Here is a 25,554-nt window from a genome sequence, read left to right on the forward strand (position 1 = left end):
TTAAGTTGAGGATCACGGTCTGAGTCAACCTGTAGAGCCTGCTTTCTTGACGGAGTTTCTGTAAATGATTTTGCCCTGAACAAGAACGCGGCCGAAGCGCATTTCCGGCGAGCTGATCTTCTTCAGCAGGGAATGGACGGCGGTCTGGGCCATTTGCGGCGTATCGACCTCTACTGTCGTCAGGTGCGGTTCAGTCAGGGTAGCGAACACATCATTATCAAACCCGACGACCGAGCAGTCCTCGGGTACACGGTAACCCTGCGATTTGAGCTTGAGGACGAGCAAATGGGCAACCCGGTCGCAGTTGCAGACGAAGGCGGTAGGCATATCCTCCGGCAGTTCCATATCGATCAGCGTTCCTTCCTCATCACGGTCATTGACGATCCAGCGGTCGTTCAACGGGATTCGGTGCTCGAGCAAAGATTTATAGTAACCCAGGTATCGGTCCTGGATGCTGCTGGTCGAATACAGATTGCCGACGTAGCCGATCTTCCGGTGTCCCTGCTGGACCAGATAGTTCGTGATTTCATAGGCACAGTAGAAATTGTCGGTCGTCACCGAGTCGATGTCGGAATGCTCGTCATAAAAATCGAGAAACAGCTTCGGCTGTTCCATATGCTCCAGCGCTTCGATATAAGGCTTGCTGATCTGGCCAAGGAGGATGAATCCGTCCACTTTGCGGTCATAGTAGATGCGCGGCAGGTGGAGCAGCTTCTCGTCTTCGGCGGACAAAATATGCAGAATGCCGTCGTAGCCGTATGGCTCAAGGGCCATCGAAATCTGCTGGTACACTTTCAGGTAAAAAGACTGTGTCTGTCCGGTAAAACGCTCGGGAATGACGACACCGATGTTATAGGTTAGGCCTTCTTTCATCGATTTGGCGACTTTGTTGATGCGGTACCCCATTTCCTCCGCGAGCTGTTTGATCCGCTCCTTTAATTCGTCGCTGACGCCTTCCTTGTCATTCAAAGCCTTTGAGACGGTGACGCTGCTGACGCCCATTCGCTCGGCGATGTCCCGCAAGGTGATATGCTTGTTCATTCCACCATCTCCTTACAACAATTGGTTATTCGAAAAAGGTCCGTTACATTGAACGCCGGCTGCCTTGCGGCAGCCGGACGCTCCATACATCATATAGTACAAGTATAGCCTGCTTTGGCAAACGAATAAAGAAAGATGTATCTAAATAAGGCCGGGTTGTACAGTGTTGGTTATAACTTAAGCGCGCTCGCCCAGCAGCTGTTCGTTCTGTGCGATCAGCTTGGCGCGCTGGGCCGCATTATCCAGCGAACGGAACTCATCCGCCGGCGTGTTGAACGTGTAGTCGACCAGCCGGTCTACCGTCGTTGTGGCCACATGGATGCGGGTATCGCTTGAAGCATAATAAATAAAGACCTCATTCTTCTCGTTGACGACGGCTCCGTTGCAGAAAATCACGTTCGAGACGTCTCCGACGCGTTCGTCATCGTACGGTGCGATGAAGTGTCCGCCTGGCTTAGCAATAACCTTGGCAGGATCGTCTAAGCTGGTTGCAAAGGTATACAGGACATAGCGGAGACCCGCCGCCGTGTTGCGGACGCCGTGGGCGATGTGGATCCAGCCGCGTTCGGTTTTGATGGGAGCCGGCCCTTGACCGTTCTTCACTTCGTAGACCGTATGATACCGGCGCTCATCGATCACCGTCTCCTGGTCAATGACCGGATTCAGGATGTTATCGCACAACCCGAAAGCAATCCCGCCGCCCGAACCGGTGGATATGAAGCCGTCCTGTGGACGCGTGTAGAACGCATATTTGCCGTCCACGAATTCCGGATGAAGCACCACGTTCCGCTGCTGCGGTGAACCGGTCTGAATGTTCGGCAGACGCTCCCAGGTTTTGAGGTCTCGGGTGCGGACAAGTCCGGCCTGCGCTACAGCGCTCGACGTATCATAAGCCGGTGCGTCCGGGTCCTTTTGCTCGGAGCAGTAGATCCCGTAAATCCAGCCGTCCTCATGCTTGACGAGGCGCATGTCGTACATATTTGTTTCGTTCGGGTCGATATCGTCCCAGACCAGCGGCTGATCCACGAAACGGAAGTTATCGATTCCGGTCTCGCTCTCAGCTAGGGTGAATATCGACTTGCGGTCCAGACCTTCGGTCCGTACGACCAGAATATATTTACCATCGTGATAAATAGCTCCCGGGTTCAGCGTGGCGTTAATGCCCAGCCGCTCCATAAAGAACGGATTGCGCTCCGCATCCAGGTCAAACCTCCAATGGATCGGTACGTGGTGGCGGGTGATCACAGGGTACTTGTATCGGTCATAGACTCCGTTGTAAAACTCCGTATTCCGCTCATTGGGCCGGGACAACAGTTCCTCCTGGCGGGAAGCCAGCTCGGCATATTTTTCATGGATCATGCTTCATTCATCCTTTCAATCATTTCGATACAAAATCGGCTGTTATGATAAGGGCACTTCCAAGGTCCGGCTATTTCGCGGCGGTCCGGCTGCCCGTCCGCCTGAACCGACCAATACCATTCGCCGCCGCCTCTAGAGTCAATGATATGGGTCTTCGTATACGTCCACATCCGGTCGATCAGATCCAGAAAACGGGTATCGCCCGTCCGCTGATAGGCATTGTAGAAACCGACCATAGACTCGGCCTGAACCCACCAAATGCGGGTATCGTCGATACGGTCCCCGTGCTGCTCGTTCATCAGGGAGCCATCATCCGAAACTGCGGTATCGGCGATCTGATAAGCGATGTCTACCACCATCTTCGCGTAATCGGCATGGTCGGAACCGATGGCTTTCATCGCATCGTCAATGAGCCAGCTGGCCTCAATGTCATGACCGAACGAGGTCAGGTCCAGCAGGGAGTTCCAGCTGCGGTCAAAAAATACGTTCAGGCGCTTTTTCTCGGGATCATAAATCCGGTTGTAGAGCATGGACAGCAAATTCTCCAGTGCGGAGCGGACCCGGGGATCCGGCCATACGCGATATAGCGTCGTATACGCCTCAAGCACATGGATGGTGGTGTTCATCGTGATGTCCGCGTTAATTCCATTTTCGCTGAGCATTTCGTTTGGCTGCTCATGCCACTCGCGGTCAAACTCTTCTTTATAAGCCTGAATACCGGTGTCGTATCCCTTCTCTTCAATCAGCCCGAAAAGCTCGCGTGCCAGCTCAAGCGCCTCCGCATCGCCGGTGGCCCGGCTGTATTCGCTGAGCGAGTAGACGGCGAAAGACTGGGCATACACATGCTTGCGCGTGTCTAGCGGCTGTCCCTCATGATCGACCATCCAGTAAATACCGCCGTACTCCCGGTCAATGAGCCGGTCTTTCAAAAACGAATAGGCATGCTTTGCATGGGATGCCCATATCTCATCGCCGGTTACCCGGTAAGCTGCGGAAAAAGACCACAGCTGGCGCGCGGTGGCGATGCCGCCCTTGGGAGCTTGGGTGTCTGTTTGCAGGTCTACGCTCACTTCACCGTAATATCCCCCATGCCGGTCATCCCGCAATCCCGCCCAAAAGGGGAGGATATGCTCGGTCCATTCCCTGCGGATTTCCTGTTCAATGGATTTCAACGCACAATACACTTCCTTTTATTAAGTTATCGATAACTTTATAAATTAATATTAATAATCGTGTAACGATATTGTCAATGAGAAAAAAGGAATGACGACGTTATACAAGAAACTGTAGCAGATAAAGTGGGGACGCTCCCATTTTTTGAATATAGGGTGTTACAGAAAAAAGTGCCTAGTATGGTATTGAATAACTTAAACGTTTAGGTAATGGGTAATAGATTAAGTCGCACGGGAAAAAGGTGAAAATTTCATGCCGGTAAACGGGAAGAGAACCTGTTTAATATTTTTCCATACGGTTAAATACATGTCGTGAAGGAAATTCCCAAAAATTCAGAGGAGTGATTGATCATGGCAAATAACCAAAATGGCAAAATGAGTCCGGAAGAACGAGGCCGTATGGGTGGAGAAGCCACGGCGAAAAATCATGACAAAGAATTTTATCAGGAAATCGGCCGCAAAGGCGGAGAGGCTACAGCCGAGTCGCATGACAAGGACTTTTACCGTAAAATCGGTGAAAAAGGCGGCGAAGCCCGTGCGCGTCAGCGTGACAACGATTAATACGATGACCCCCTAAGTTAAAAATGACATGAGGGTACACGGCGCTTAAAGCCGGCTTTTCGAAAGGAAAACCGGGCCCGGCGATCCGTAGAACCTAAGCCTAAGAATAAAGCCCGAGAAATCTCGGGCCTTATTCTTTTTGTTTTGCAAAAAAACGATTGAACTTTGGAATCAGACTTGATACTATTGCCCTTAAATACATAGAGGGTGGATATATATGGAAAATATTGACGGAGATTTGGGGATCAGCACCGATAAGTCGAAACTGGACGTGGATAAGGTTTGCGATTTTCTGTCGCGGAGCTATTGGGCGAATAAACGGCCCAGGGAAACAATCCTGAAGTCGATCGAAAATTCCATTTGCTACGGGGCTTATATCGGAGACAGGCTGGTCGGTTTTGCGCGGGTCGTGACTGACGGGGCTACGATGTATTGGTTGTGCGACGTGTTTGTGGATGAGGAGTATAGGGGGCACGGCATCGGGAAAAAGCTGGTCGGCACGATTACCAATGCCGATGAGTTCAAAGATTTGAACGGCCTGCTTGCTACCAAAGATGCGCACGGTTTATACGAACAATACCATTTTACAAGAATGGAAATGATGCGGCGCATGGCGGATTACATCAGAAATATGGATAAGGGCGGCTCCGTATAAAACGGTCCGTATCGATCAGAGAGGGTGAGGGGAATGGGGGAAAACGTCTATCACGACCTCCCCGTGCTGGAAGATTCAGACAGAAGGGAGAACGATGCATGGAACGAAACTTTCAATCTACCGTGATCGAATTAATCCAAGGAGACATTACGCGCGCTGAAGTGGATGGTATCGTAAATGCTGCGAATTCGAGCCTACTGGGCGGAGGCGGCGTCGACGGGGCCATTCATCGTGCCGGCGGAAGCGAAATTCTTGAGGAATGCAAGAAAATCCGGGCTAGACAAGGAGGCTGCCCCGTAGGTGAAGCCGTGATCACGACGGCGGGCCGGCTGCCGGCCAAATATGTTATTCATACTGTGGGGCCTGTGTGGAACGGCGGACAGCATGAGGAAGAGGCGAAGCTGCACAGCTGCTATATCCAATCGCTTGCGCTGGCTGATCAGTACGAGCTGGAAAGCGCAGCTTTTCCAAACATTAGCACAGGAATCTATGGTTTTCCCAAGACGTTGGCAGCGCCGATCGCCATCCGTGCGGTAAAGGAGTTTCTATCGGCTCATCCGCAGACCTCCATCAAGAAGGTGCAGTTTGTTTGCTTTGACAAGGAAAATGAAGAGATTTACCGGAAACTGTTAGAACAGGATGCCGAGCTGCTCATTCGCCATTATATCGAAGCTTATAACACATTTGACATCGAGGGGATGTTAAGTGTGCTTCATCCGGATGTCATTTTCAGAAATATCGTCGATAACGAGGTTTCGGTGGAAACGAATGGACTGCAGCCATTTCGGGCTTTGGCGGAAAAGGCGGCAGCCCTGTTTTCGACCCGGCATCAAACGATCTTGGAGCTTCGGGAGATAGGCGGCCGGTTTGAGACGGACATTGATTACACGGGTGTGCTGGCGTCAGATCTTCCTGACGGTGTAAAGGCTGGGGATACCATTCGGTTACAGGGAAGGTCGGTCTTTACGGTCAGGGATGGAAAGCTGTCTCTTATCGAGGACTACAGCTAATCACGATAGCAGAGCTCTAATTATTTACTATAGAAAGAGATGGCAAACATGAATTTTCAAACATCCAGAAAGGCACTGGTCATCATACTCCATGAAATCTATGGGCTTAACGAGCATATTCTCGCTTTTCGCGATAAGGTCTCCCAGGCGGGTTACAAGGTGCTGACCCCGAACCTGCTGAAACGGGAGCCTTTTCCATATGAACAAGAAGAAGAGGCCTACTCCTATTTTGTGAGCCAGATCGGCTTTGACCGGGCCGCTGATGAAGTGAGGCAAATGGTACGAGATCACCGGGATCAATATGACTGCATCATGATCGTCGGCTTCAGCATTGGAGCAACCATTGCCTGGCTGTGCAGTGCATCCGAAATCGACGGGATCGTCGGATTTTACGGATCAAGAATTCGCAATTACGCCGAAACGGAGCCGAAGTGCCCGGCTTTATTGTTTTTTGCAAGGAACGAAAAATCCTTTAACGTATCAGAGCTCGTTGTAAAATTGGAGCATCGTCAGAACACGCACGTCCACGTCATCGAAGGGGAGCATGGTTTCATGAACCCTTACTCCAAAAGCTACCTTCCCCAAGCCTATCAGGCATGTCTGGAGAGAAGCTTTGACTTTTTGCAGTGGATAGCGAAGGGGAAAATGTAGTCGAGGCTTCGGCAGATGACAGCGAGCCGAGTATGATCGGGACCACAGATTGATATCTAATATTTTTGCTTTACATGCGAACATACATTCTTGTAAAATGTATTTGGGTATAAATTCCAAATGGGAGGTTCGGATATGGAATCTGGGCGAATCCTGGGGATTGCTTATAATGTTATCCCGGTGAAAGACGTGGAGAAATCGGCGGAATGGTTTGTGAAGCATTTCGGATTTAACATTCGCAATAAGCGCGACGGTTATCTGAGCTTGTTCAGAGAGAACCGGCCGATTCTTGATCTGATCCAAAGTGAGCACGATTCGAGAGCGGTGTTCGAAGTGAACGGTAGAAAGCGCTGGGTCATCACCTTTTTCTCGGACGATATCGTGTCGCTGCACAGCCGGTTACAGGCCGGGGATGTCAAGGTCGGCAGCCTAAGCGACGAAGGGAAGTACGGGAAGTTTTTCGTACTCGAGGATTTGGACGGCAATCTGTTTGACGTATGGGAGCATCGGGATTGCGAGCTGGTTTACTAGAGTCGGTCATGCGGTCATCTTAGAACGGGTCAAAACGAAAACAAGCACGACCCCATAGTTAAAAGGATCATGCTGCTAGAACACTGTTCATCATCTGTTCGTTATCTTTCACACGCGATCAAATCTTTGTCCCGGTCTTTGCTTTTGTTGGCGTCATAGAGCTCCTTAGAAACATAAGGCTTATATTTGGTCTTGCCGCCTTTGTTTTTGATGGAAGCCGAGCGGGCGACGCCCCCCTTGTAATCTTTGTTTAATTCAGCGCAGTTCTTGTACTTTTTCACTTGACCTGTTGCTTGCGCATGACTGACGGTGCCCAGACTGATCCCGGTACATAGAATCACACTTAGAGAAAGTAAAATGCTTTTTTTCATTCTCCAAATCACCCCTGTTCGTCTATTATGGTTCATAGGCCCATCGCTATCATAGCATGCGGTATCGGGATTTTGGAGGGGGAAATTGAACATAAACGGAGAGATGGAATGAACTCAGAAGAAGAAAACATCATTGTCGCCAGCGTTTCCGTTCTGCGGAACGGAGAGGTGTTCATGATCCAGGAGAAGAAGGCCTCCGCGTATGGTCTGTGGAACTTTCCTTCAGGACGGCGGGAGGCGGGGGAAGATTTGGCCGAGGCCGCTGTTCGGGAAGTTAAGGAGGAGACTGGACTGGACGTACGGCTGAAGGCTGTTACTGGTGTGTACCCGTTTCGAAGCGCCAGTGGTCAGCAGGTGATCCTGTTTCATTTTGTCGGCGAAGCAGCGGGTGACGCTTTAAGAATACAGAATGATGAAATTATGGATGGCCGGTGGGTTGCCATCGATACGCTGCTCCTTCAGCCGGATGAACAGCTGCGGGAAGCGAAGGTCATCAAGCAGATCACCAGGCGGTTGTTACGGAAAGAGTTCTACCCGCTTGACGTATTTCATGGAATGATTCGGTGAGTATCATGGAAATAGAGTAGCATAGTAGTAATGAACGAAAGAGGCTGTCTTTTGGCAAAACCATCTTGTAACCGTTAGGAGAGCAGCATGAAGCTAATGCCTGAATACGCCCATAATATTATCGTTGGTGTAGTTTTTCGAAACCAGTGGAGCTGGTACATAACGGAGAGGGAATACTGGTTTTTGAATGTGGAAATGGAAGACCGCTTCGGTATTGAAGTGCTGGATGAAACCACGGCAACTGAATTTTTTCGTCTTATCGAGGACTTTCGGGTGCCTTCAACGGAGCTCTCTCAAATACTCGTGGATTTGCGGGACTCTTTTCAGCATCAAGACGAGGTTCTCGAGTTTGTTCCAGCGCTTTACGTCCATTTCGATGATCGCGTGCTGTATTCGCTGTTCCCGGAACCGATGTCCTTCGAGCATTATGTCCCCGAGGGATGGACTGGGGAATATCGTGATTTTCTGGAACTGGTGCCGGAAGCGGAGCGGTATTGGATGATCCAGGGGAAGAACTTTTTTAATACGATGCCACAACGGTAAGCAAGGGAGGGAGCTTTTGATATACATTTTAGAGGAACCCCGCGGCAGAGCTTATGAGGGCTTGATCTCGATGGCATTCCGTGTATGTGATGAATTCATTCTGGTCAAAAAGGATCAACTAACGCTAACTCCTGCAATGGAGGCGCTGGCCGAACAATTAAAGCCTTACGTCAAAACGGTCAAGAAGCAGGACGCTTGGCCGGGAACCCAACTGTTTGGGCATTATGCTGACGTATATTATTTTGATTGCCAGCCCTCATTGGAGAAGCTGATTTTGGAGTCCGCTGATGGCCTGTATGACTGGGTGTGGCCCAATTTGTTGGAGGATTTATGTTTTTTTAAAGGCAGTCAGCCTTGGCTCGTTAATATCGCCCATGAGCATGAGGCGTGGATCAAGACGGATGACCGGGAGGAAATTTTGCAATTTAGAGGGATCGAAGGATTGATGGTGTACTAGCCCTAGAATTATCAAAGATAAAGGGGAATTCCATTGAAGCATACTCAAAGCAGCCACTTTCAACCCCTGAATGATTATGTGCATCAGGTGCAACGCAGGATCGGAGCTACGGCGGCGGCAGTCTACATTATTCATAAAGATACAGTGGTGAATGAATGGTACGGCGGAAGGCATGGATCCGAACCGGATTCCCGACCTGTAGACGAGAAAACTCAGTTCAATATAGCCTCCATTCGCAAAACGTATTTGGGCCTTGCCATCAGCCTGCTGATCGAACAGGGGAAAATTCACAGCATTGACGATGCGATCTGTCGTTATTTAGATAAGGACATCCCACAAGCTGAAGAAGTGACGCTGAGGCACCTCCTTACCCATACCCACGGGTTGATGGAAATGCAGGGCAAGCTCGTTTGTGAATTTCCTGCTGGCGACGATTGGGCCTATCGAAATACAGGCATCGCTCTGCTCACCGAATTAGTCCATCAATTAACGGGACATCCACTCAGTACATATATGCAAAGAAACGTTTTCGATCTTTACGGGCTTCACGAAACGGGCTGGAGAACGGAAGCGCGGGAAGAAATGATTTATAACTATTATGAGGATCCGGACACCTGGGTTGGACCTAATGATAGCACGGCCGGGGACCAAAGCAATTTATTTGCCAGCACAAGGGATTTGGCACACTGGGGTGCAATTCATATGAACAAAGGGAACATTGGAGGGGATCAGCTGATTCCCGAAAGCGTATTTGATCGTATCGTTTCCCCGCAAACCCCGAAATCCTTGCCGGATCATGAGCCGCTCAACGGATTCATCTGGTGGCTGCAGCGGGACACTCCCTTGAACCAGCTAGGCGAACGGCTGCCTGGCGGAGCCTACCAGGTGCTTGGAATTACTGGATGCGCCTGCCTCGTCATTCCGGAGTATGATGCGGTGGTCGTTCGGATGTATAACCAGCTCAGCAATCCGGAAGGTTACGATTATTTAGCGGATATCCGGCAGTTCGGAAATATGGCGGGCGATTTGCTCAGGACATTTTAAACCATCAAGACAGGATGAAACGGTATGTCGACGATACGAGAAGAAATGATGATATATGCCCCGATCGAAGTCTGCTTTGACGTCTCGCGAAATGTGGATGACCACTCCCGAACGGTCTGGCCTCACACCCATGAGCGGGTCGTCGGGGGAAGGATGAGCGGTTTGCTCGAAGCCGGGGACACGGTGGTGTTCGAAGCAAGGCACTTTGGGATTCGGCAGCGGCTGACCTCGAAGGTGACCGAGATGGATAAGCCCTATTCTTTTACCGACGAGATGCAAAAGGGGGCTTTTCGCCATTTGACTCACCGCCATGAATTTGAGGAGGCTGCCGGAGGAACGCTGGTCAGGGACATTCTCGATTTCAGCGCTCCGTTCGGATGGGTTGGGCGGTTGTTTGATGCGCTCGTGTTGGAAAAATACATGAGAGCCTTTATCCGCTACCGTCAACGGACGCTCAAGGCACTCATCGAAAACGAAAACAGCCCCAAGTCGTCGACTTGAGGCTGCTTCTGTTTTGCCGTCCGTACATACGAGCGGCCGTTATGCAATGATTTATGGCAAAATGTTACCGGCTGCGCGGTAAATTTCGTACCATTCTTCGCGAGTCAAGGTCACATCGCTTGCTTTGATGCAGTCCTGAAGACGCTCAAGGTTCATCGTGCCGATGACCGGCTGCATGTTGGCCGGATGGCGGAGGAGCCACGCAATAGCGATGGTCGTATTGGTTACGCCGTATTTACCGGCAATTTCGTCGATCTTCTTGTTCAATTCCGGGAATTTGTCGTTTCCAAGGAACACGCCTTCGAAGAAGCCGTATTGGAAAGGCGACCAAGGCTGAACCGTAATGTCGTTCAGTCTGCAGAAATCCAGGACGCTGCCGTCACGATTCACGGCCGATTCATTTTCCATGTTCACGTTAATGCCGGCGGAAATCATCGTGGCGTTCGTGATGCTGAGCTGCAGCTGGTTGGCTACAATCGGCTGCTTCACGAATTTTTTCAGCAATTGGATTTGCATCGGGTTCTGGTTGGATACGCCGAAATGGCGCACTTTGCCGGAGGATTCCAGTTGCTCGAACGCTTCAGCAACCTCTTCCGGTTCAACCAATGCATCCGGGCGGTGCAGCAGCAGAACATCCAGGTAATCGGTTTTCAGTCTTTTCAGAATCCCGTCTACCGAATTCAGGATATGCTCCTTGGAAAAATCGAACATGCCCTGACGGATTCCGCATTTGGATTGAAGAATAATTTGCTCACGGACGTCGCTGTTCATATGGATGGCGTCTGCGAAAATTTCCTCGCATGTACCGCCGCCATAGATATCGGCATGGTCAAAGAAATTAGCCCCTTGCTCCAGTGCCGTTTGTACGAAACGCTCCGCTTCGTTTTTGTCCAGGGAGTTGATGCGCATGCAGCCTACTGCAACTACAGGTACTTCCAAGCTGCTGCTGCCAAGTTTAATCGTTTTCATGAATCCTGTCCTCCGTATTCATATGGGTTTGGATGTTTCGACTCCAACACGAAAGTTCCGGCTTCCTGCTGAAGTTTCCTCTAGTAAGCGTGATCTAGTGATGAATAGTTTTGCAGACAGTCCCTTGTTTATAATGACACCGCGTGTGGCAGGATTCAAGTCTTTTTATGATGAAAATAGCAGATTATGAGTTTATGCGGGAAACTGGAGGCAGGAAGACGGGAGAAACCCTTGTTCAGTGACAATAAAGTTGGGATCTGAAGGATATTCGTAAGTTGTGAACAGCTCTTAAAACAAAGTAAAAGTATTATATTTAAACTAACGTGCAGTATAGTTTAAGATCATGCGCGGAGAACCGTGCAGCGAGTTTTTTTTGCTCACCCCCTAATCAGGCCAGTGTTGACGGTAAAAGGTCAAGGTTACTATAATTTTGTTATGAATATTCCAACTTTATCCACCAAACTCTATATCCCTTTACCTAGGGAAAAGGTCGTTACGCGATCGCGATTAATCGAGCAAATGAATGGGGCTCTAGACCGTCGTTTGACACTCATTTCCGCATCAGCCGGTTCCGGAAAAACGACGCTGATTAGTGAATGGGTAACCCTGTGCGGCAAACCTGTTGCTTGGCTGTCCCTTGACGAAGGGGATAACGACACTGCACGGTTTTTGACATACCTTATCAAGGCATTGCAGACAATCGCACCAAATATTGGAGAGAGCGTGTTGGGCTTGCTTCAATCCCCGCAGCTTCCTCCAATGGATTTGCTGCTAACAACGTTACTCAATGACGTCACGGCCGATATGGAGCATTTTGTTCTTGTCCTCGATGACTACCACGTGATAAAGACTGAGACGATTGTCAATGCGATTGCTTTTCTTTTAGAGCACATGCCTCCTCAGATGCACCTGATCATTGCCACTCGCGAGAATCCACGTCTCCCCTTGGCGCGATTTCGCGTGAAGGCCCAATTGAATGAGGTGGGAGCTTCGGATTTGCGTTTTAACACCTCCGAAGCAGACGAGTTTCTAAGGGTAGTCATGGACTTGCACCTTTCCCCGGAACTCGTTACTCAACTGGAATCCAGAACAGAAGGATGGATTGCCGGTTTACAGTTGGCGGGGCTTTCCATACAAGGGGTCGAGGATCCGACCGATCTCATTAAATCGTTCTCTGGAAATCACCATTTTATATTAGATTACCTGCTTGAAGAAGTGCTGAAGCGGCAGCCCGACTACATTCAAGCTTTTTTACTTCATACCTCTGTCCTCGACCGAATGTGCGGCAGTCTCTGTGATGCGGTACTCAAACGGGTCATCGAGGAAGACTCTGTGTTCTCAAACTCCGGGCAAGAAACGTTGGAATACCTCGTTGAAAATAATCTATTTGTAGTTCCTTTAGACACCGAGAGACGCTGGTATCGCTATCACCACTTGTTTGGCGAATTGTTACGCCAACGCCTTCATCACAATTACCCTACGCCCGGTTTGCAAAAGGCAAAAGTTGTTTCGGATTTGCATATACGAGCCAGCCAATGGTATGAAGACAATGGACATGATATTGAAGCTTTTCAACATGCAGTATCAGCAGATGATGTGGGTTGTGCGACTCGGTTAGCGGAGGGCGAGGGGATGCCTTTGCTCTTTCGCGGAGCAGTGGCCCCAGTACTAGGTTGGCTGAACTCGTTGCCCAATCAGACATTTGAGGCGAACCCTTCTTTGTGGATTCTACAAGCCTCCGCATTATTGATGTTAGGGCAAATGACCGTCGTTGAAGAGAAACTCCATGCTGCCCAAAAAAAGTTGAAAGGTACCGAGCAAGACCCCAAGGCCCAAAACTATATTGGACACATCGCTGCGATACGTGCCACACTCGCGGTTAGCAAACATCAGACGGAAATCATTATGGCTGAATCTCAGCGGGCCTTGGAAAACCTACATCCAGACAACCTGCCAGTTCGAACCGCTGCAACGTTTGCTCTAGGTTACGCCCACCAACTACGAGGAAATCGCACAGCAGCAAGCGCTGCTTATACCGAAGCACTATCCGTAAGCCAACGGATTGGTCATGTAATGATGACTATTATGTCCTCTCTCGGCCTAGGTAAGCTTCAGGAGTCACAAAACCATCTTTGTAAAGCAGTGCAGACCTACCAACATGTTTTGACCATTGCGGGAAACCCGGCGTTACCGGTTGCTTGTGAAGCCCACTTAGGGCTAGCTCGTATATTTTACGAATGGAACAATCTAGAGGCTGCTAGGCACCATGGAGAACAGGCTATTGAGCTTGCGAAGCAGCTGGAACATACAGACCGATTCGTGGCAGCCGAGGTGTTTCTCGCACGATTGAAGATAACGCTGGGGGCGACTGGCGAGGCCTTAATCATTCTAAAAAACGTAGAGCAAGTTGCACGTCAGCAGAATTTCCTGAATTCGGTGTCGGAAATTGCTTCTACAACTGTTCTTGCGTTGTTACGCCAAGGTAATGTCACGCAAGCCGCAAAAATAGTGCAGGAGCACAACATACAAATCAGTCAAGTTCGGGTCCATCTGACACAAGGAAACGTCCATCAAGCCATGTCGTTGTTGCAGTCATTGCGGCGCCAAGCAGAGGAAAAGAACTGGGCGGATGAACAACTCATTGTCCTCGTACTACAATCAGTTGCGCTGCTGGAGCTTGACCAAAGAACACGAGCTCTCGAAGTTCTGGAAGATGCACTGATTTTGGCAGTATCGGGAGGGTTTATTCGGATCTTCGTTGACGAAGGTATGCCCATGAACATTTTGCTATTAGACGCTAAGGCGCATGGCATAATGCCTAGTTATGTTGAAAAATTGTTAACCGAAATTGAAAGCGATATGCGTGACAGCGAAGGTGTATCCGAACGCGATCCGTCTAACAATCCGCTGATTGAACCGCTTAGCGAGCGTGAATTAGAAGTGCTGCACCTTATTGCCCAAGGTCTCTCAAATCGTGAAATTTGTGAACGACTCTTCCTTGCCCTGAGCACAGTAAAAGGACATAACCGCATCATCTTTGACAAACTTCAGGTCAAGCGGCGGACCGAGGCAGTAGCACGCGCTCGTAAGCTCGGTCTGCTGTAAACCGTCCCCAAAATACAATACTTTAGTATCTATCTCAAATGGTGGTGCGACAAATATACTAGACCTAAATCGTGGCCTAGGAGGTAACCCATTTGAAAGCGATGGTCTGCACGAAATACGGATCACCGGATGTTTTGCAGCTGACAGAAGTGAACAAACCGGTTCCGATGGCGAACGAAGTACTGGTAAAAATTCGCGCAACGTCCGTAGCGGCAATGGATGTTCGAATTCGCAGTTCTGACTTTCCTCTAATGTTATGGATTCCTATGCGAATCGTTCTCGGATTCAGAAAACCCAAAAACCCCATTTTAGGGGTAGAGTTGTCTGGAGTCATCGAAGATGTAGGTAAAGACGTTAAACGATTCAAAAAGGGCGATGAGATTATCGCGTATCGAGGAATGGATTTTGGCACTTACGCCGAATACACGTGTCTTCATGAGGACGGAATGGTGGTCATGAAACCAATAAATTCAACTCATGAAGAAGCAGCGGCCTTTGCTTTCGGCGGACTTTCCGCCCTGTATTTCTTAAGAAAGTCGAACATTCAGAGGGGACAAAAAGTTCTGATCTATGGAGCTTCCGGTGCAGTGGGCTCATCCGCAGTTCAACTCGCAAAGCACTTTGGTGCAAAGGTTACCGGTGTCACTAGCACTGCAAATATAGACTTGGTGAAGTCTCTGGGAGCTGACCAGGTCGTCGATTACACCACAGAAAATTTTGTGGACAGAAAAGAGCGATACGATGTTATCTTTGATGCCGTTGGGAAAATTTCAAAAGCAAAATCCTCCAAAGCCTTAGCTCCTGATGGAACCTATGTGTCCGTGAATGGTCAGGGCATAGCGGAAGTCAGCACCAAAGATTTGCTTTTCCTCAAAGAGCTTGTGGAAAAGGGAGAACTCAAATCAGTTATCGACAGACGTTACCCGCTAGAGCAAATTCCTGAGGCTCACAGATACGCAGAAACCGGACGCAAAAAGGGAAATGTGGTCATTACAGTAGGCGGGGCATAAACATTGTTGTTCTTTGCTAAACCAACTTTCATCATATCTGATCGCCTTGAGTTTCGCATGGGCAGATACCGGTTTGAACGTCCGAACCCCCTTCCATTTGGAAGGGGGTTCTTGTATTTAGGCCTGAGCTTCCTGCAATTCCGCTGTATGCGCCGTTGGACAGGGCTGCTCAGCCCACTCCCGCATGGCGGCAAAGATCGGCTGAAGGCGCCGGCCTTTATCTGTAAGCTCATATTCCACATGCAGCGGCACTTCTGAAAAAATGGTCCGCGTGACGATGTGATTCTCCTCCAGAAGGCGCAGCCGGTCGGTCAGCGTTTTCGGGCTGATGGGATGCAGGGACCGTCGCAGCTCCCCGAAACGATGTAACCCGTTAAACAGGTCGCGCAGAATCAGGAGCGTCCATTTTCCCTCCAGCAATTCGATGACCGGGGTAATCGTATCCGGACATTTGGGATCGATCATGACTAAACCCTCCTAGTTCATTTTTTGAAACTAGTGCACTTAAATGTAACTACTTTTCAAATGTACCACAGTCGACTAATCTTAGGAAAGGGAACGGATTCCATTAAATTCCGGTCCCGACCCATAATCGATTATCGGGCTTGCTGGATCCAAGTCTTGGAATATACCCATTGAGAAGATAGGAGAAATATGATGCAAAGACCCTTTGAGGTAGACAATTCGGAATATCCGTTTCAGGATCATTGGCTGCCTTACCGGGACGGTATGATTCATTATATCGATGAAGGCGAGGGGCCGGTTGTCGTGCTCCTGCATGGCAACCCCACATGGTCTTATTTGTACCGGAATGTGATCAAAGAGCTGAGCGGCCAGTGCCGGCTGATCGCGCCGGATTATCCCGGCTTCGGGATGTCGAAGGCCCCTACGGGCTATGGCTATACACCCCAGGAGCATGCGGAAGCAGTGACGGCACTGATCGAGCAGCTGGATCTGCAACATGTAGTCCTCGTCGTTCAGGATTGGGGCGGACCGGTTGGGCTCCATTATGCGGTGCAACACTCTGATAACGTACGCGGCATCGTCCTCATGAATACATGGGCATGGCCGGCCAAAATCTTGCCGATGAAGCTGTTTTCGATGGCCATGGGAGGCTGGCCGCTCGGATACTGGCTTCAGACCCGGCGGAACTTTTTTGCCCATACGATTGTGCCCGGCGGCATTCACCATAAGGAGAAGGTCACGGCAGCCTTGCGGAAGGCGTATACCGATCCTTTTCCTACCCCGGCGCTTCGCAAACCGACCTGGGTGTTCCCCAGAAGCATTCGCAAAGCCGGACCGTGGCTGGCTGAGATTGAATCCAGACTGCCTCTGCTGGCGGAGATTCCTGCGCAAATTTTGTGGGGACTGAAGGACAGTGCCGGTTTTCCGGTAGAGGAAATGCAGCGCTGGCAGGGCATTTTGCGAATGCACGAAACGGAAGCTTTGAGCGATGCATCCCATTATGTGCAGGAGGACCGCCCGGACCGGGTGGCGGCGTCCATCCGCAGAGTACTGGAAAGAACAAATGGCGCAGCGAAGCGGCCGAACACGATTAAATTTACAGAGACGAAATCGAGGAGGATATCCATATGAAAACGATTCTTTGGGCAGCGCTGTCCGCCAACGGAAACTATGCGCAGTCGGGGCCTGACAACCCGCCGAAGCCGGAAGCTCTGGCCGATTTTACGGCCCATGCCGGACGATCGGGGAACTTTATCGTGGGACGCAGAACCTTTGAGGGGATGCAGGCCAGCGGCGGTGGAGCGGTTTTTGAAGGGCTAGATATCGTGGTTGTCACCAAGCGTGTCAAGGAGATCGCAGGCGTGACGGTCGTGAGCTCTCCCGAAGAGGCACTGCAGTATCTCGCGAGCCGGGGGCATTCCACCGCGCTTTTGGCGGGAGGGGCCGAGTTGCATAATGCTTTTCTGGGAAGCGGTCTTGTCGACGAGCTGGTGTTCAATGTAGCTCCGGTGCTGGAAGGAAAAGGGCTGAACTTGGTCACGGACCAACATGAATATCAATTTAAAGATGTGGAGCTGCTGGATTGTAAACCGCTGGGATCCGGTGTGGTGCAGCTGCATTATGCGGTCAAGGGTTCGTTATAGATGCAGTGTAAGTGTAAAAATAAGCGGACGATAAGGAAAGCTTCTTCCTGATGCATCGGGAGGAAGCTTTCTTTTTTTGTAGTGACGATAGTGATGCAGGGACATTTACGTACTTGCCCCCATCATCCATTTCAATGATTCAACTTATACAAGCAGTTTTTGTTTAAAAATGGTGAGTCTGCGGCCTAAAATCCATGCTAAAATAGATCCACATCGCAATGGACATCGGAGAACGAAATATAAGTGTAAGCTCATATCCTTTTTTTAGAATCGGGGGAATCAGAGTGGAAGTCGTATTTGTCCGTCATGGGCACGGGGAGCATTTGCTGGATTATCCTAACCAGCTGAACATGCTGCATCCCGGGTTAACGCTGTATGGAGAGTCACAGGTGAAAGAGCTGCGGGGGCGTTTATTGCTGAACGGTAATGAGCAGGTTGTCGTCAGCCCGACTAAACGTACCATCGAAACAGCGAGGATCTTACTGTCAGACGGTCCTTTTGTGATCTCTCCGCTGGCAGGGCCGCGCATGTTCCCGCAAGATCCTTCGTATTCGCCCTTCGTCTGCGATCAAATCTATTCGAAGGACGAGATTCGCGAGACGGTTCCAGATGCCGTGATCGTTGATTTTGGCTTGGACCTTTGGGAAGAAGGGATCAACCGCATCGGACAGGAAGCCTTCGAGACCTATGGGAGACAGCTGCTGGATTGGTGCAAGGCACAGGCGGAACGTGTTATCATCGTTTCCCATGACGGGACGATTACGAATTATCGCATGCTCCTTGGCGAACAGGGGCTGACCCGGAAGGACTTTCTGGGAGAAGCGGGCGTATACCAGGCGAGGTATGAATAAGACATCGATCGTTTACAAATCAGGGCTCGTCGGAATCCGAACCGAAAAAATACATGGACGGACCAAGCGAGCTTTGACGCATGGGACTACGAATACATCGGTTTGTAAACAAGCCGAAGGGGGAGTTTTTAATGTACAACCTGAGCCAATTCGTTCTGCCGAACGGAACGCTGAGCGGAGAGGGGCTGTGGAAGCGGGAAGCCCTGTACCAAGGCATGAACGGAAAATTCGTGGAACGGTTCTACCCGGATCGGCAGCACAGCTACATTTTCAAGCCGCTGACCAACGGGGAGAGCGTGGACCGGGAAGCCTGGATTTACCGGCACATGCTGTCCGGCTTTCCGGACATTTACCCGGCGCTGCTCGCCTCTTCGGAGGAAGGAGCCGGGGAGGAGGGATGGACGATTTTTGAAGACCTTGGCCCGCTTCGACATGAGTACGATGTAGAAACCGCCATGAAAGTGGTACAGCAGATCGCCTGGTGGCATGCGCTGCCGGAGGAGCGCCGGGAAGGTTTGAGCGGGCCGGGGCCTAAGCCGCAGATCGAGCAGATCGCCGCCGATCTCATGAACAGACGGGATGAGGCGGTGACAGTCATGAACGAAATCGGCGAGCCGTGGGAGCTGGACGGCATGATACTCAGCTTTGCGGAGGGCCGGGCTCTCCCGAAAATAAAGGTGGTATCCCACGGGGACCTGCATCTGGGCAACTATGCCGTTGCGGCTGACGGCCGCTTGTACATCATGGATTGGGAGCATGCCCACCTGAATACCCCGTTCTGGGACCTGTATCATCTCATTGACATGTCGCATCCCTTGTTTCCGAAACAGGTGACCGCTGAAGATCGGGAAAAGCTCCTGACTTATTATGTAGCTCAGTCGGCGCTGTATGGCGCGGAGTGGGATCTTGGCGATTTTATCCGCGATTACTGCCGCTTCGCGACCGTGTTCTCCATTTGGATGCTGCTCCTGATTTCAGGTGACTTGAAACGGGGAGACAGCGTCTGGCCGCAGGACCGGCTGCTGGCACAAAAGGAAGAAGCGATCGCCGGCTTAAAAGGATGCCTGACGAGCCTGTCGCTCGAGCGGGACTCGGCTTAATCTGCTGCTAAAAGGCTTTCCCCCTGAGCACAACACAACTGCCGGTTCCGTTCATGCATCTTATTGAATCAACGTGAGAATGACCTCAACCGAATGATCGACAAAGGAACGCTCCGGGCGGGCTTTCATCATCACCGTCAGACCGATCAAGGAGACGACCAAAGTCTGCGCCAGGGACTTGGCGTCCACACCGGTGCGCAGCTCGCCTGAACGGAGCCCGCGTTCGATCGCCTCCTGAAAAATCGCAGCCAAATACATCTCATGCTCCCGTGTCAAAACCTCAAATTTTTCATCATGCGGAGCCATCTCCACCATCGTATTAATGCAGAAGCATCCGCGGTTCTGCGGGTCAGCATAAGACTCTTCGACAATCCCCGCAAAATAACGTCTGAAGGCTTCCTTAACGGATTCGCCGTGCAGAAGCACGGATCTGGCCTGCGCCGCATGTGCGGCGGTATATTTCCGCAGAGCCGCTTCAAACAGCTCCTTCTTATCCCCGAACGCGGAGTAAATGCTTGGGCGCTGAATGCCCATTCCCGCCGTCAGATCGCTTAAGGACGTTGCCTCATAGCCTTTACTCCAAAATATATGCATAGCGTCTTCCAGCGCCTGATCCACATCGAATTCACGCTGCCTAACCATTTTCGGCACCTCATTTCATATCGATCGGTATGTTTAGATTGTAGGAGATTCATCCCCTCCTGTCAATTCGGTCAGCCAAGATCAGTGGTCGGATTAGCCTATAAATATTTGCGTAATCCTTTAAATTCAGGCCCATGAACAAATTCGATCCACGAACCTCTTGACAGCACTTTGCTCGGGAAGGTAAGGTAAGCACAAATCATTATGTACCGATTGGTACGTTATGATAATTGAAAGCTCGGGAGGGGTTCGTTGTGAACAATCTGCAGGAAACCAAATCGATGGTAACCGGAGAAAGGATGGGGGAGGAAAAGGAACAAAGGGCCGCCGTTCCAACCACCGCAACGGCTGCATCCGTGCAGCCGATAACCCGCTGGACCGCGCTGCTGTTTGCCGCGGCGTGCGGTTTGGCGGTCGCCAACGTCTATTACGCCCAGCCGCTGCTGGATTCATTGGCGGCGCAGTTCGGGATTTCGCATTCGTCGGTCGGGATGGTCATTACCGTTACGCAGATTTGCTATGCCATAGGTTTGATTCTGCTCGTTCCGCTGGGAGATTTGTTGAACCGCCGCAGGCTGATTCCGGGCATGATGCTGATATCCGTGGCTGCATTGGTCGTTGTAGGTACGGCAGTTAATCGGGGCATTCTGCTTGGAGGGATGGCGGTCGTCGGGCTTTTGGCCGTGGTCACGCAGGTGCTGGTTGCTTATGCCGCGACGCTGGCGGCCCCCGAATCACGGGGGCGGGTCGTCGGCGTAGTAACGAGTGGGGTGGTGATCGGGATTCTGCTGGCCCGAACATTCGCCGGTCTGCTAACGGATGCCGCCGGCTGGCGCTCCGTCTACCTGGCGTCTGCGGGTCTGATGCTGATCGTGGCCTGCATTCTGCTTAAGGTACTGCCGGGGAAGGATCCGGAGAAGACTTCGCTGAAGTATCCTCAGCTGCTTCGGTCGGTGCTGGGCCTGTTCGTGCAGGAGCAGATCCTGCGTGTTCGCGCCATGCTGGCGCTGCTGATTTTTATGGCGTTCAGCATATTGTGGACCTCACTGGTGCTTCCGCTCAGCAGCCCGCCGCTCTCCCTGTCGCACAGCGCCATTGGAGCGTTCGGACTCGCCGGGGCCGCCGGAGCGGTCGCAGCGGCAAGAGCCGGACGGCTGGCCGACCGGGGGATGGGACAGCGTACCACAGGTGTTGCCTTGGCGCTGCTGCTCGTTTCATGGCTTCCGATCCGATATACGGAGCACTCGCTGCTGTCCTTGATCCTGGGCATCCTTTTGCTCGATATGGCGGTACAGGCCGTCCATGTGACGAACCAGAGCATGATTCTGAGCGTACGCCCGGAAGCCCGCAGCCGATTGACTGCGGCTTACATGACGTTTTACTCGATCGGCAGCGCCACGGGTTCCATCGCCTCGACGAGCATTTATGCCCGATTCGGCTGGGACGGAGTGTGCATGCTCGGGGCAGGCGTCAGTGCGTTTGCGCTTTTATTCTGGGCATGGACCCGGCGAAGCGGGGAAAAGGAAAGATGAGGTTCTGCTAAGCACCAAGCGGTTAGGCACAAACGACATTGCCGCAATACTCGCATTCTTTTTCCCGCTCCGAGCCCAGAAATACCCTTGCTCCGCAGCCGGGGCATTCAACGGTTTTCGGAGAGGAGGACTGACCGGAAACGGGGGATTGAAACCCCGAAGGCCGTCCATGATCGTGTTCATCAGAGGCAGAGTCCTCTTCATCATACTCGTCATCATACTCGTCATCGTACTCATCGTCGTATTCATCATCATTTTCTTCATCATACTCGTCAACGTATTCTTCTTCATACTCTCCGCTAAGGTAATCCTCAAGGGCCTGTTGTTGAATGTAGACGGTTCCGTTGATAATTCTGCCTTCCGGGAGAAGCCCTTCTTCAAACATAAACGTCAAATCCCGGGTGACATCGGCGGGGGATGTCTGTGAAAGGCTGCGAATCTGCTCAACGGAGGTCAGGCGCATGCTTACAACGGCTTCCTGATAGACTTGAAGCAGGGAGCCGAATTTTTTATCAAGCCTATGGCCGACCAGGAAAAAGATCAGGGTAGGAAGAAACCAATATATCGCCAGAACAATCCCTGAGGTCAAATAATCAATCTGTTCATCTTCTCCAAACGTATCGTAGGTCAAATAGAGAATGATCATGATGGAGATATAGGAAAAGACCATAGCCCATCCCAATAGCCGTAAGTTTCTGCCTTTGGCTTTGTTATGATGGTGGGTCGATGCCAAGCGGATGAAGGCGAGCAGTCCGCCGACGGGAAATACGAGCAGGGTGAGGATGATAATCCACGAGTCAAATGTCGAAAATCTAACTTTATATGGAACCGGGATCTCCATATGATGGTCTCCTTTATGCATGATGATGTTTATGTATATAGAATGAACTAAAGAAATGGTTAAACTTTAGTTCAATCTATGTAGAACCAGCTTTTGCTTGAAGTAACTGGGAATTTCTTTCTCGTGCTGTACGCTCGATATCTTGGATCAGGAGTAAAGCTTCATTGGCTAATTGTTCACGCTGGTCCGGCACAGTGGTAGCGATCAGGCTCACCTGATCCTCCAGCAGCGATATTTTCTGCAGAAGCAGCTGCTCCACTTCGTATAAGGCCGGAACCGAATTGGGGTCGCTGTATCGGAGCGTATCCTCCAGGCGGCGGATTTGCTCTTGAACATGACCGTGCTGGGACTGCTCCGGCAGCGATTGAAGCTTCTGACGGATAGTTTCCAGCCGATTTGCCGTATCCCGCCCCTTGCTCCAGCTGCGGTGATCCCGCCGCTCCTGCCTGGCAGCATAGGTTCCGGACAGTTCCACCGTCCCCGTGAGGATGATGAATCCGATCAAGGTGAGAATCTGGCTCCATACATAAGAGGTGACGGAGAGCGTGGTCCAAAGACTGAACAACAACATCTCCAGCAGCACCGCCCCGGCGTACAGTCCAGCTGCTATACCGGAGCCAATGTAAAAGGGAGCAGGCATGCCTGAACCCTGACGGCGGTTCAGCATGCGATATACAAACCGAAGAACGGCTGCTGCCGCGCATCCCGCGCCGACACCGGATATCCAGGACCGGCTCTCGGCCCAGCCGCCGCTCCACCCAAACCCGATGAAGACAAACAAGGGAATGAGGATGACAGCGGTAAAAAACCAGCTCTTATGCATCAGTGTGGTTCCCCTTCCTTTGGCCTCGTTATCAGGTTTGGGCATGGCCGCATTCCATGCAGAATTTCTGTCCTTGCTGTACCTCCGCCTGACAGTTCGAGCATTTCTGGATGCTGCTGGTTCCGCAGCCCGGGCAGAAACGGGCCTTCGGGTCCATCCATTCCCCGCACTCGCGGCACAGCTTCGGCAGCAGGGTTCCGCAGCTGCTGCAGTTCACCGATCCGATCTTGAAGTCATAGCCGCACGCAGGGCAGGCGTTGTACGGATCGCCGCAGTTCAGACAAAACTTGGCGTTCGGCGGAAGCGGTTGTCCGCAATCGCTGCAGACGATTTTTTTCGCGGGGATGCCGGCTGCTCCTAACGTCAAACTCTGGCCGCAGGCAGAGCAAAATTTCGAATCGGCGGCGTTCAGCTGCCCGCATGTCACACAGGCTTTTTGCTTCACGTCCATATCGCTAGTGGTTTGAACCTTCACATTGCCGGCCATTTGCTGGACAGCGTCGTACATCGATCCTGCCATGCCTAATCCCATGCCGAGTCCGCTGCCGACGATGCCGGCGGTGCTGCCCGGATTTTTGGCGGCGCTTTCGAGCGTATCGTAGGAACGTTCTTGTTGATAGGTGAAGCCGATAATGTCCATTTCCGCTTTTTTGGCCAGCGCTTCCTTAATGCGCTGCGTAGACGGATCATTATCCGGAAAATTAATCGAATCGATAAAGAAATTCACAAGGGATATGCCCATTTCCTCAAAAGACGGTGCGATCGTGTCCCGGACATGCTTGGAAATTTCGGCCGCGTAGGCGTTAATTTCAACCACGCTGATTTTTTTATGGATAATGTAAGAGGAAATCATTTCGTTAATGTTCGAGGTCAGAATCCCGCGATAGTATTTCACCAGTGTATCTTGATCGAACGATGGAAGCGTGCCGACCAATTTCAGCAGAAACTTGCGTGCATCTTCAATCTCGACCCCGAATTGGCCGAAGGCTCTGAGCGATACAATAATGTTAAACTTCGGATCCTGCAGTTGGATGGGAGATGCGGTTCCCCACTTCACATCCAGCGACCGGAGCTTATTCACAAACCATACCTCTGCGGTAAACGGCGATTTGCCGCCGAATGGCAAATTAATGAGGTTGGAGAGGATCGGAATATTCGCCGTGCTCAAGGTGTGGCGTCCTGCCACGAAGGAATCGAGAGCCCGGCCGCCTTTAAATAATATTGCTTCCTGCGTTTCATGAACGATCAACTGGGTCCAGGTCCCGAGCTCCTGGTTCGGGTAGCGCCAGGCGAACACCCCTGGTGGTCCTTCGTATTCCACTACTTCAATGATAGCCATTTGCTGCACTCCTTTACTGACACGGTTCGCCTTCATCCCATAACATTCCATGGAAAAAGGTACTAATTGACTACTATTGTATACGATATTAGCCCTATTTGGGGGTCAAAATTTGGAAAAAACATGTTCGAACAAGGAAATTTTGCATAGAAATTCGAATTGTATTTTATATGAGGTAAAAGTTGAGGAGGAATCCATTTGAAACTGGGTCTGCTGGTCATCGATATGCAGAAGCATCTGCTGAACGGGTACGTGGATCAACAAACGATTGACGGAGCCTGCGAGTATATCAATTATACCGCCGGTCTGCTGCGCTCGAAGGGCCATCCCGTCATCCATATCAAAGATGTGGAGGGCGAGGAGGACGTCAATGACGACGGAATCGGATTTATTCCTGGGATCCAGATGGAGCCCGGCGATACGGTGGTTCATAAAACCTTCTCCAATGCGTTCTGGCAAACGGAATTGGAATCTATCCTATCGGAAAAGGGCGTCGATCTGCTGGTGGTGTCCGGTTTTGCCGCGGAATACTGCGTCCTGTTCACCTATAACGGTGCGCTGGAACGAGGGTTCAAGGCAGCCATCCTGCAAAGGGGGATTGTGAGCACGAAGCAGGGCGCGGTGCAGGACATTTACCGTGACCGGCATCTCATTTCGTATCCTGTCATCGAGGCACTGGTGGAACTGGGCTAGATCGAAAAAAATCAAACGAAGACCCGCATGGAGGGAGGCGATCCCTGCTGCGGGTCTTTTGGTTTCCATTCAGGCGGT

At 51.1% G+C, this 25,554-nt stretch carries 28 protein-coding genes and 1 pseudogene; 19 read left to right on the forward strand and 10 right to left on the reverse strand.

What is annotated here, in order from left to right; genetic code table 11:
* Positions 1-24: 24 nt before the first annotated feature.
* The 3 genes from BCV73_RS00890 to BCV73_RS00900 all read right to left on the reverse strand — a co-directional run bounded on the left by BCV73_RS00890 (position 25) and on the right by BCV73_RS00900 (position 3,572).
* Positions 25-1,041, reverse strand: a complete 1,017-nt coding sequence (locus tag BCV73_RS00890) for a substrate-binding domain-containing protein (protein WP_089545629.1) — start codon at positions 1,039-1,041, stop codon at positions 25-27.
* A gap of 177 nt (positions 1,042-1,218) precedes the next feature.
* On the reverse strand, positions 1,219-2,400 hold the full coding sequence (locus tag BCV73_RS00895) for a glycoside hydrolase family 130 protein (RefSeq protein WP_089545630.1): 1,182 nt from the start codon (positions 2,398-2,400) through the stop codon (positions 1,219-1,221).
* Entirely contained in the window at positions 2,397-3,572 is a 1,176-nt protein-coding gene (locus tag BCV73_RS00900; RefSeq protein ID WP_089545631.1) for an AGE family epimerase/isomerase, read from the reverse strand. The genes BCV73_RS00895 and BCV73_RS00900 overlap by 4 nt, the downstream gene beginning before the upstream one ends.
* A gap of 351 nt (positions 3,573-3,923) precedes the next feature.
* Between BCV73_RS00900 and BCV73_RS00905 the strand changes: the two genes are divergently transcribed.
* The 6 genes and pseudogenes from BCV73_RS00905 to BCV73_RS00925 all read left to right on the forward strand — a co-directional run bounded on the left by BCV73_RS00905 (position 3,924) and on the right by BCV73_RS00925 (position 6,980).
* Positions 3,924-4,133, forward strand: a complete 210-nt coding sequence (locus tag BCV73_RS00905; RefSeq protein ID WP_076173330.1) for a KGG domain-containing protein — start codon at positions 3,924-3,926, stop codon at positions 4,131-4,133.
* Positions 4,134-4,350: 217 nt separating this feature from the next.
* Positions 4,351-4,788 (forward strand): GNAT family N-acetyltransferase, encoded by a 438-nt coding sequence (locus BCV73_RS00910; protein ID WP_089545632.1) that lies wholly within the window; start codon positions 4,351-4,353, stop codon positions 4,786-4,788.
* 98 nt (positions 4,789-4,886) lie between these two features.
* Positions 4,887-5,429 (forward strand): annotated as a pseudogene (locus BCV73_RS35595) (O-acetyl-ADP-ribose deacetylase); the annotation flags it as partial.
* A 24-nt stretch (positions 5,430-5,453) separates the two neighbouring features.
* Positions 5,454-5,798: a nuclear transport factor 2 family protein gene (locus BCV73_RS35600; protein WP_256993110.1), complete on the forward strand. Its 345-nt coding sequence runs from the start codon at positions 5,454-5,456 to the stop codon at positions 5,796-5,798.
* A 48-nt stretch (positions 5,799-5,846) separates the two neighbouring features.
* Positions 5,847-6,449, forward strand: coding sequence for a dienelactone hydrolase family protein (locus BCV73_RS00920; RefSeq protein WP_089545634.1), 603 nt, complete (start codon positions 5,847-5,849; stop codon positions 6,447-6,449).
* 135 nt (positions 6,450-6,584) lie between these two features.
* The gene (locus tag BCV73_RS00925) at positions 6,585-6,980 is read left to right on the forward strand and encodes a VOC family protein (RefSeq protein ID WP_089545635.1); all 396 of its coding nucleotides are present in this window, start codon (positions 6,585-6,587) and stop codon (positions 6,978-6,980) included.
* A 101-nt stretch (positions 6,981-7,081) separates the two neighbouring features.
* Here BCV73_RS00925 and BCV73_RS00930 read toward each other — a convergent pair whose 3' ends face one another.
* The gene (locus BCV73_RS00930; protein ID WP_089545636.1) at positions 7,082-7,351 is read right to left on the reverse strand and encodes an excalibur calcium-binding domain-containing protein; all 270 of its coding nucleotides are present in this window, start codon (positions 7,349-7,351) and stop codon (positions 7,082-7,084) included.
* Between the two features lie 108 nt (positions 7,352-7,459).
* Between BCV73_RS00930 and BCV73_RS00935 the strand changes: the two genes are divergently transcribed.
* The 5 genes from BCV73_RS00935 (at position 7,460) to BCV73_RS00955 (ending at position 10,463) form a co-directional block, all read left to right on the forward strand.
* Positions 7,460-7,918 (forward strand): NUDIX hydrolase, encoded by a 459-nt coding sequence (locus BCV73_RS00935; RefSeq protein ID WP_179231847.1) that lies wholly within the window; start codon positions 7,460-7,462, stop codon positions 7,916-7,918.
* 87 nt (positions 7,919-8,005) lie between these two features.
* On the forward strand, positions 8,006-8,461 hold the full coding sequence (locus tag BCV73_RS00940; RefSeq protein WP_089545638.1) for a hypothetical protein: 456 nt from the start codon (positions 8,006-8,008) through the stop codon (positions 8,459-8,461).
* Positions 8,462-8,477: 16 nt separating this feature from the next.
* Positions 8,478-8,918: a hypothetical protein gene (locus BCV73_RS00945; protein ID WP_089545639.1), complete on the forward strand. Its 441-nt coding sequence runs from the start codon at positions 8,478-8,480 to the stop codon at positions 8,916-8,918.
* A gap of 87 nt (positions 8,919-9,005) precedes the next feature.
* A complete protein-coding gene (locus BCV73_RS00950) occupies positions 9,006-9,962 on the forward strand; it encodes a serine hydrolase domain-containing protein (RefSeq protein WP_256993111.1) in 957 nt (318 codons plus the stop codon).
* Positions 9,963-9,986: 24 nt separating this feature from the next.
* Complete coding sequence (locus BCV73_RS00955; RefSeq protein ID WP_089545641.1) at positions 9,987-10,463, forward strand: SRPBCC family protein; 477 nt, start codon at positions 9,987-9,989, stop codon at positions 10,461-10,463.
* 51 nt (positions 10,464-10,514) lie between these two features.
* Here the strand turns inward: BCV73_RS00955 and BCV73_RS00960 are convergent, their stop codons facing one another.
* Positions 10,515-11,432, reverse strand: coding sequence for an aldo/keto reductase (locus BCV73_RS00960; protein ID WP_076173321.1), 918 nt, complete (start codon positions 11,430-11,432; stop codon positions 10,515-10,517).
* Between the two features lie 435 nt (positions 11,433-11,867).
* Here BCV73_RS00960 and BCV73_RS00965 point away from each other — a divergent pair, with 435 nt between their 5' ends.
* On the forward strand, positions 11,868-14,537 hold the full coding sequence (locus BCV73_RS00965) for a winged helix-turn-helix domain-containing protein (RefSeq protein WP_089550051.1): 2,670 nt from the start codon (positions 11,868-11,870) through the stop codon (positions 14,535-14,537).
* 92 nt (positions 14,538-14,629) lie between these two features.
* Positions 14,630-15,547 carry an NAD(P)-dependent alcohol dehydrogenase gene (locus BCV73_RS00970; RefSeq protein ID WP_089545642.1) on the forward strand — a complete coding sequence of 306 codons (918 nt, stop codon included), beginning with the start codon at positions 14,630-14,632 and terminating at the stop codon, positions 15,545-15,547.
* Positions 15,548-15,664: 117 nt separating this feature from the next.
* Here BCV73_RS00970 and BCV73_RS00975 read toward each other — a convergent pair whose 3' ends face one another.
* Positions 15,665-16,012: a winged helix-turn-helix transcriptional regulator gene (locus BCV73_RS00975; protein WP_076173319.1), complete on the reverse strand. Its 348-nt coding sequence runs from the start codon at positions 16,010-16,012 to the stop codon at positions 15,665-15,667.
* Positions 16,013-16,204: 192 nt separating this feature from the next.
* Here BCV73_RS00975 and BCV73_RS00980 point away from each other — a divergent pair, with 192 nt between their 5' ends.
* The 4 genes from BCV73_RS00980 (at position 16,205) to BCV73_RS00995 (ending at position 19,606) form a co-directional block, all read left to right on the forward strand.
* The gene (locus BCV73_RS00980; RefSeq protein ID WP_089545643.1) at positions 16,205-17,143 is read left to right on the forward strand and encodes an alpha/beta fold hydrolase; all 939 of its coding nucleotides are present in this window, start codon (positions 16,205-16,207) and stop codon (positions 17,141-17,143) included.
* A complete protein-coding gene (locus BCV73_RS00985) occupies positions 17,140-17,655 on the forward strand; it encodes a dihydrofolate reductase family protein (protein ID WP_089545644.1) in 516 nt (171 codons plus the stop codon). The genes BCV73_RS00980 and BCV73_RS00985 overlap by 4 nt, the downstream gene beginning before the upstream one ends.
* 284 nt (positions 17,656-17,939) lie before the next feature.
* Positions 17,940-18,506 carry a histidine phosphatase family protein gene (locus BCV73_RS00990; RefSeq protein WP_089545645.1) on the forward strand — a complete coding sequence of 189 codons (567 nt, stop codon included), beginning with the start codon at positions 17,940-17,942 and terminating at the stop codon, positions 18,504-18,506.
* 131 nt (positions 18,507-18,637) lie between these two features.
* Positions 18,638-19,606, forward strand: coding sequence for a phosphotransferase family protein (locus BCV73_RS00995; RefSeq protein ID WP_179231848.1), 969 nt, complete (start codon positions 18,638-18,640; stop codon positions 19,604-19,606).
* Positions 19,607-19,666: 60 nt separating this feature from the next.
* On the opposite strand, the gene BCV73_RS01000 is transcribed toward BCV73_RS00995, so the two are convergent.
* Positions 19,667-20,248: a TetR/AcrR family transcriptional regulator gene (locus tag BCV73_RS01000; RefSeq protein WP_089545647.1), complete on the reverse strand. Its 582-nt coding sequence runs from the start codon at positions 20,246-20,248 to the stop codon at positions 19,667-19,669.
* Between the two features lie 299 nt (positions 20,249-20,547).
* Between BCV73_RS01000 and BCV73_RS01005 the strand changes: the two genes are divergently transcribed.
* Positions 20,548-21,780, forward strand: coding sequence for an MFS transporter (locus BCV73_RS01005; RefSeq protein ID WP_089550052.1), 1,233 nt, complete (start codon positions 20,548-20,550; stop codon positions 21,778-21,780).
* Between the two features lie 22 nt (positions 21,781-21,802).
* On the opposite strand, the gene BCV73_RS34910 is transcribed toward BCV73_RS01005, so the two are convergent.
* The 3 genes from BCV73_RS34910 to BCV73_RS01020 all read right to left on the reverse strand — a co-directional run bounded on the left by BCV73_RS34910 (position 21,803) and on the right by BCV73_RS01020 (position 24,783).
* Positions 21,803-22,621 (reverse strand): hypothetical protein, encoded by an 819-nt coding sequence (locus BCV73_RS34910; protein ID WP_179231849.1) that lies wholly within the window; start codon positions 22,619-22,621, stop codon positions 21,803-21,805.
* A gap of 76 nt (positions 22,622-22,697) precedes the next feature.
* On the reverse strand, positions 22,698-23,489 hold the full coding sequence (locus BCV73_RS01015; protein WP_143811814.1) for a DUF2730 family protein: 792 nt from the start codon (positions 23,487-23,489) through the stop codon (positions 22,698-22,700).
* Positions 23,476-24,783 (reverse strand): SPFH domain-containing protein, encoded by a 1,308-nt coding sequence (locus BCV73_RS01020; protein WP_089545649.1) that lies wholly within the window; start codon positions 24,781-24,783, stop codon positions 23,476-23,478. The genes BCV73_RS01015 and BCV73_RS01020 overlap by 14 nt, the downstream gene beginning before the upstream one ends.
* Before the next feature lie 198 nt (positions 24,784-24,981).
* Between BCV73_RS01020 and BCV73_RS01025 the strand changes: the two genes are divergently transcribed.
* Positions 24,982-25,476 carry a cysteine hydrolase family protein gene (locus BCV73_RS01025; RefSeq protein WP_179231850.1) on the forward strand — a complete coding sequence of 165 codons (495 nt, stop codon included), beginning with the start codon at positions 24,982-24,984 and terminating at the stop codon, positions 25,474-25,476.
* The last annotated feature ends 78 nt before the right edge of the window (positions 25,477-25,554 follow it).

This window comes from Paenibacillus sp. SSG-1, assembly GCF_002224835.1.
In the GTDB taxonomy this organism is placed as follows: Bacteria; Bacillota; Bacilli; order Paenibacillales; family Paenibacillaceae; genus Paenibacillus_AQ; species Paenibacillus_AQ favisporus.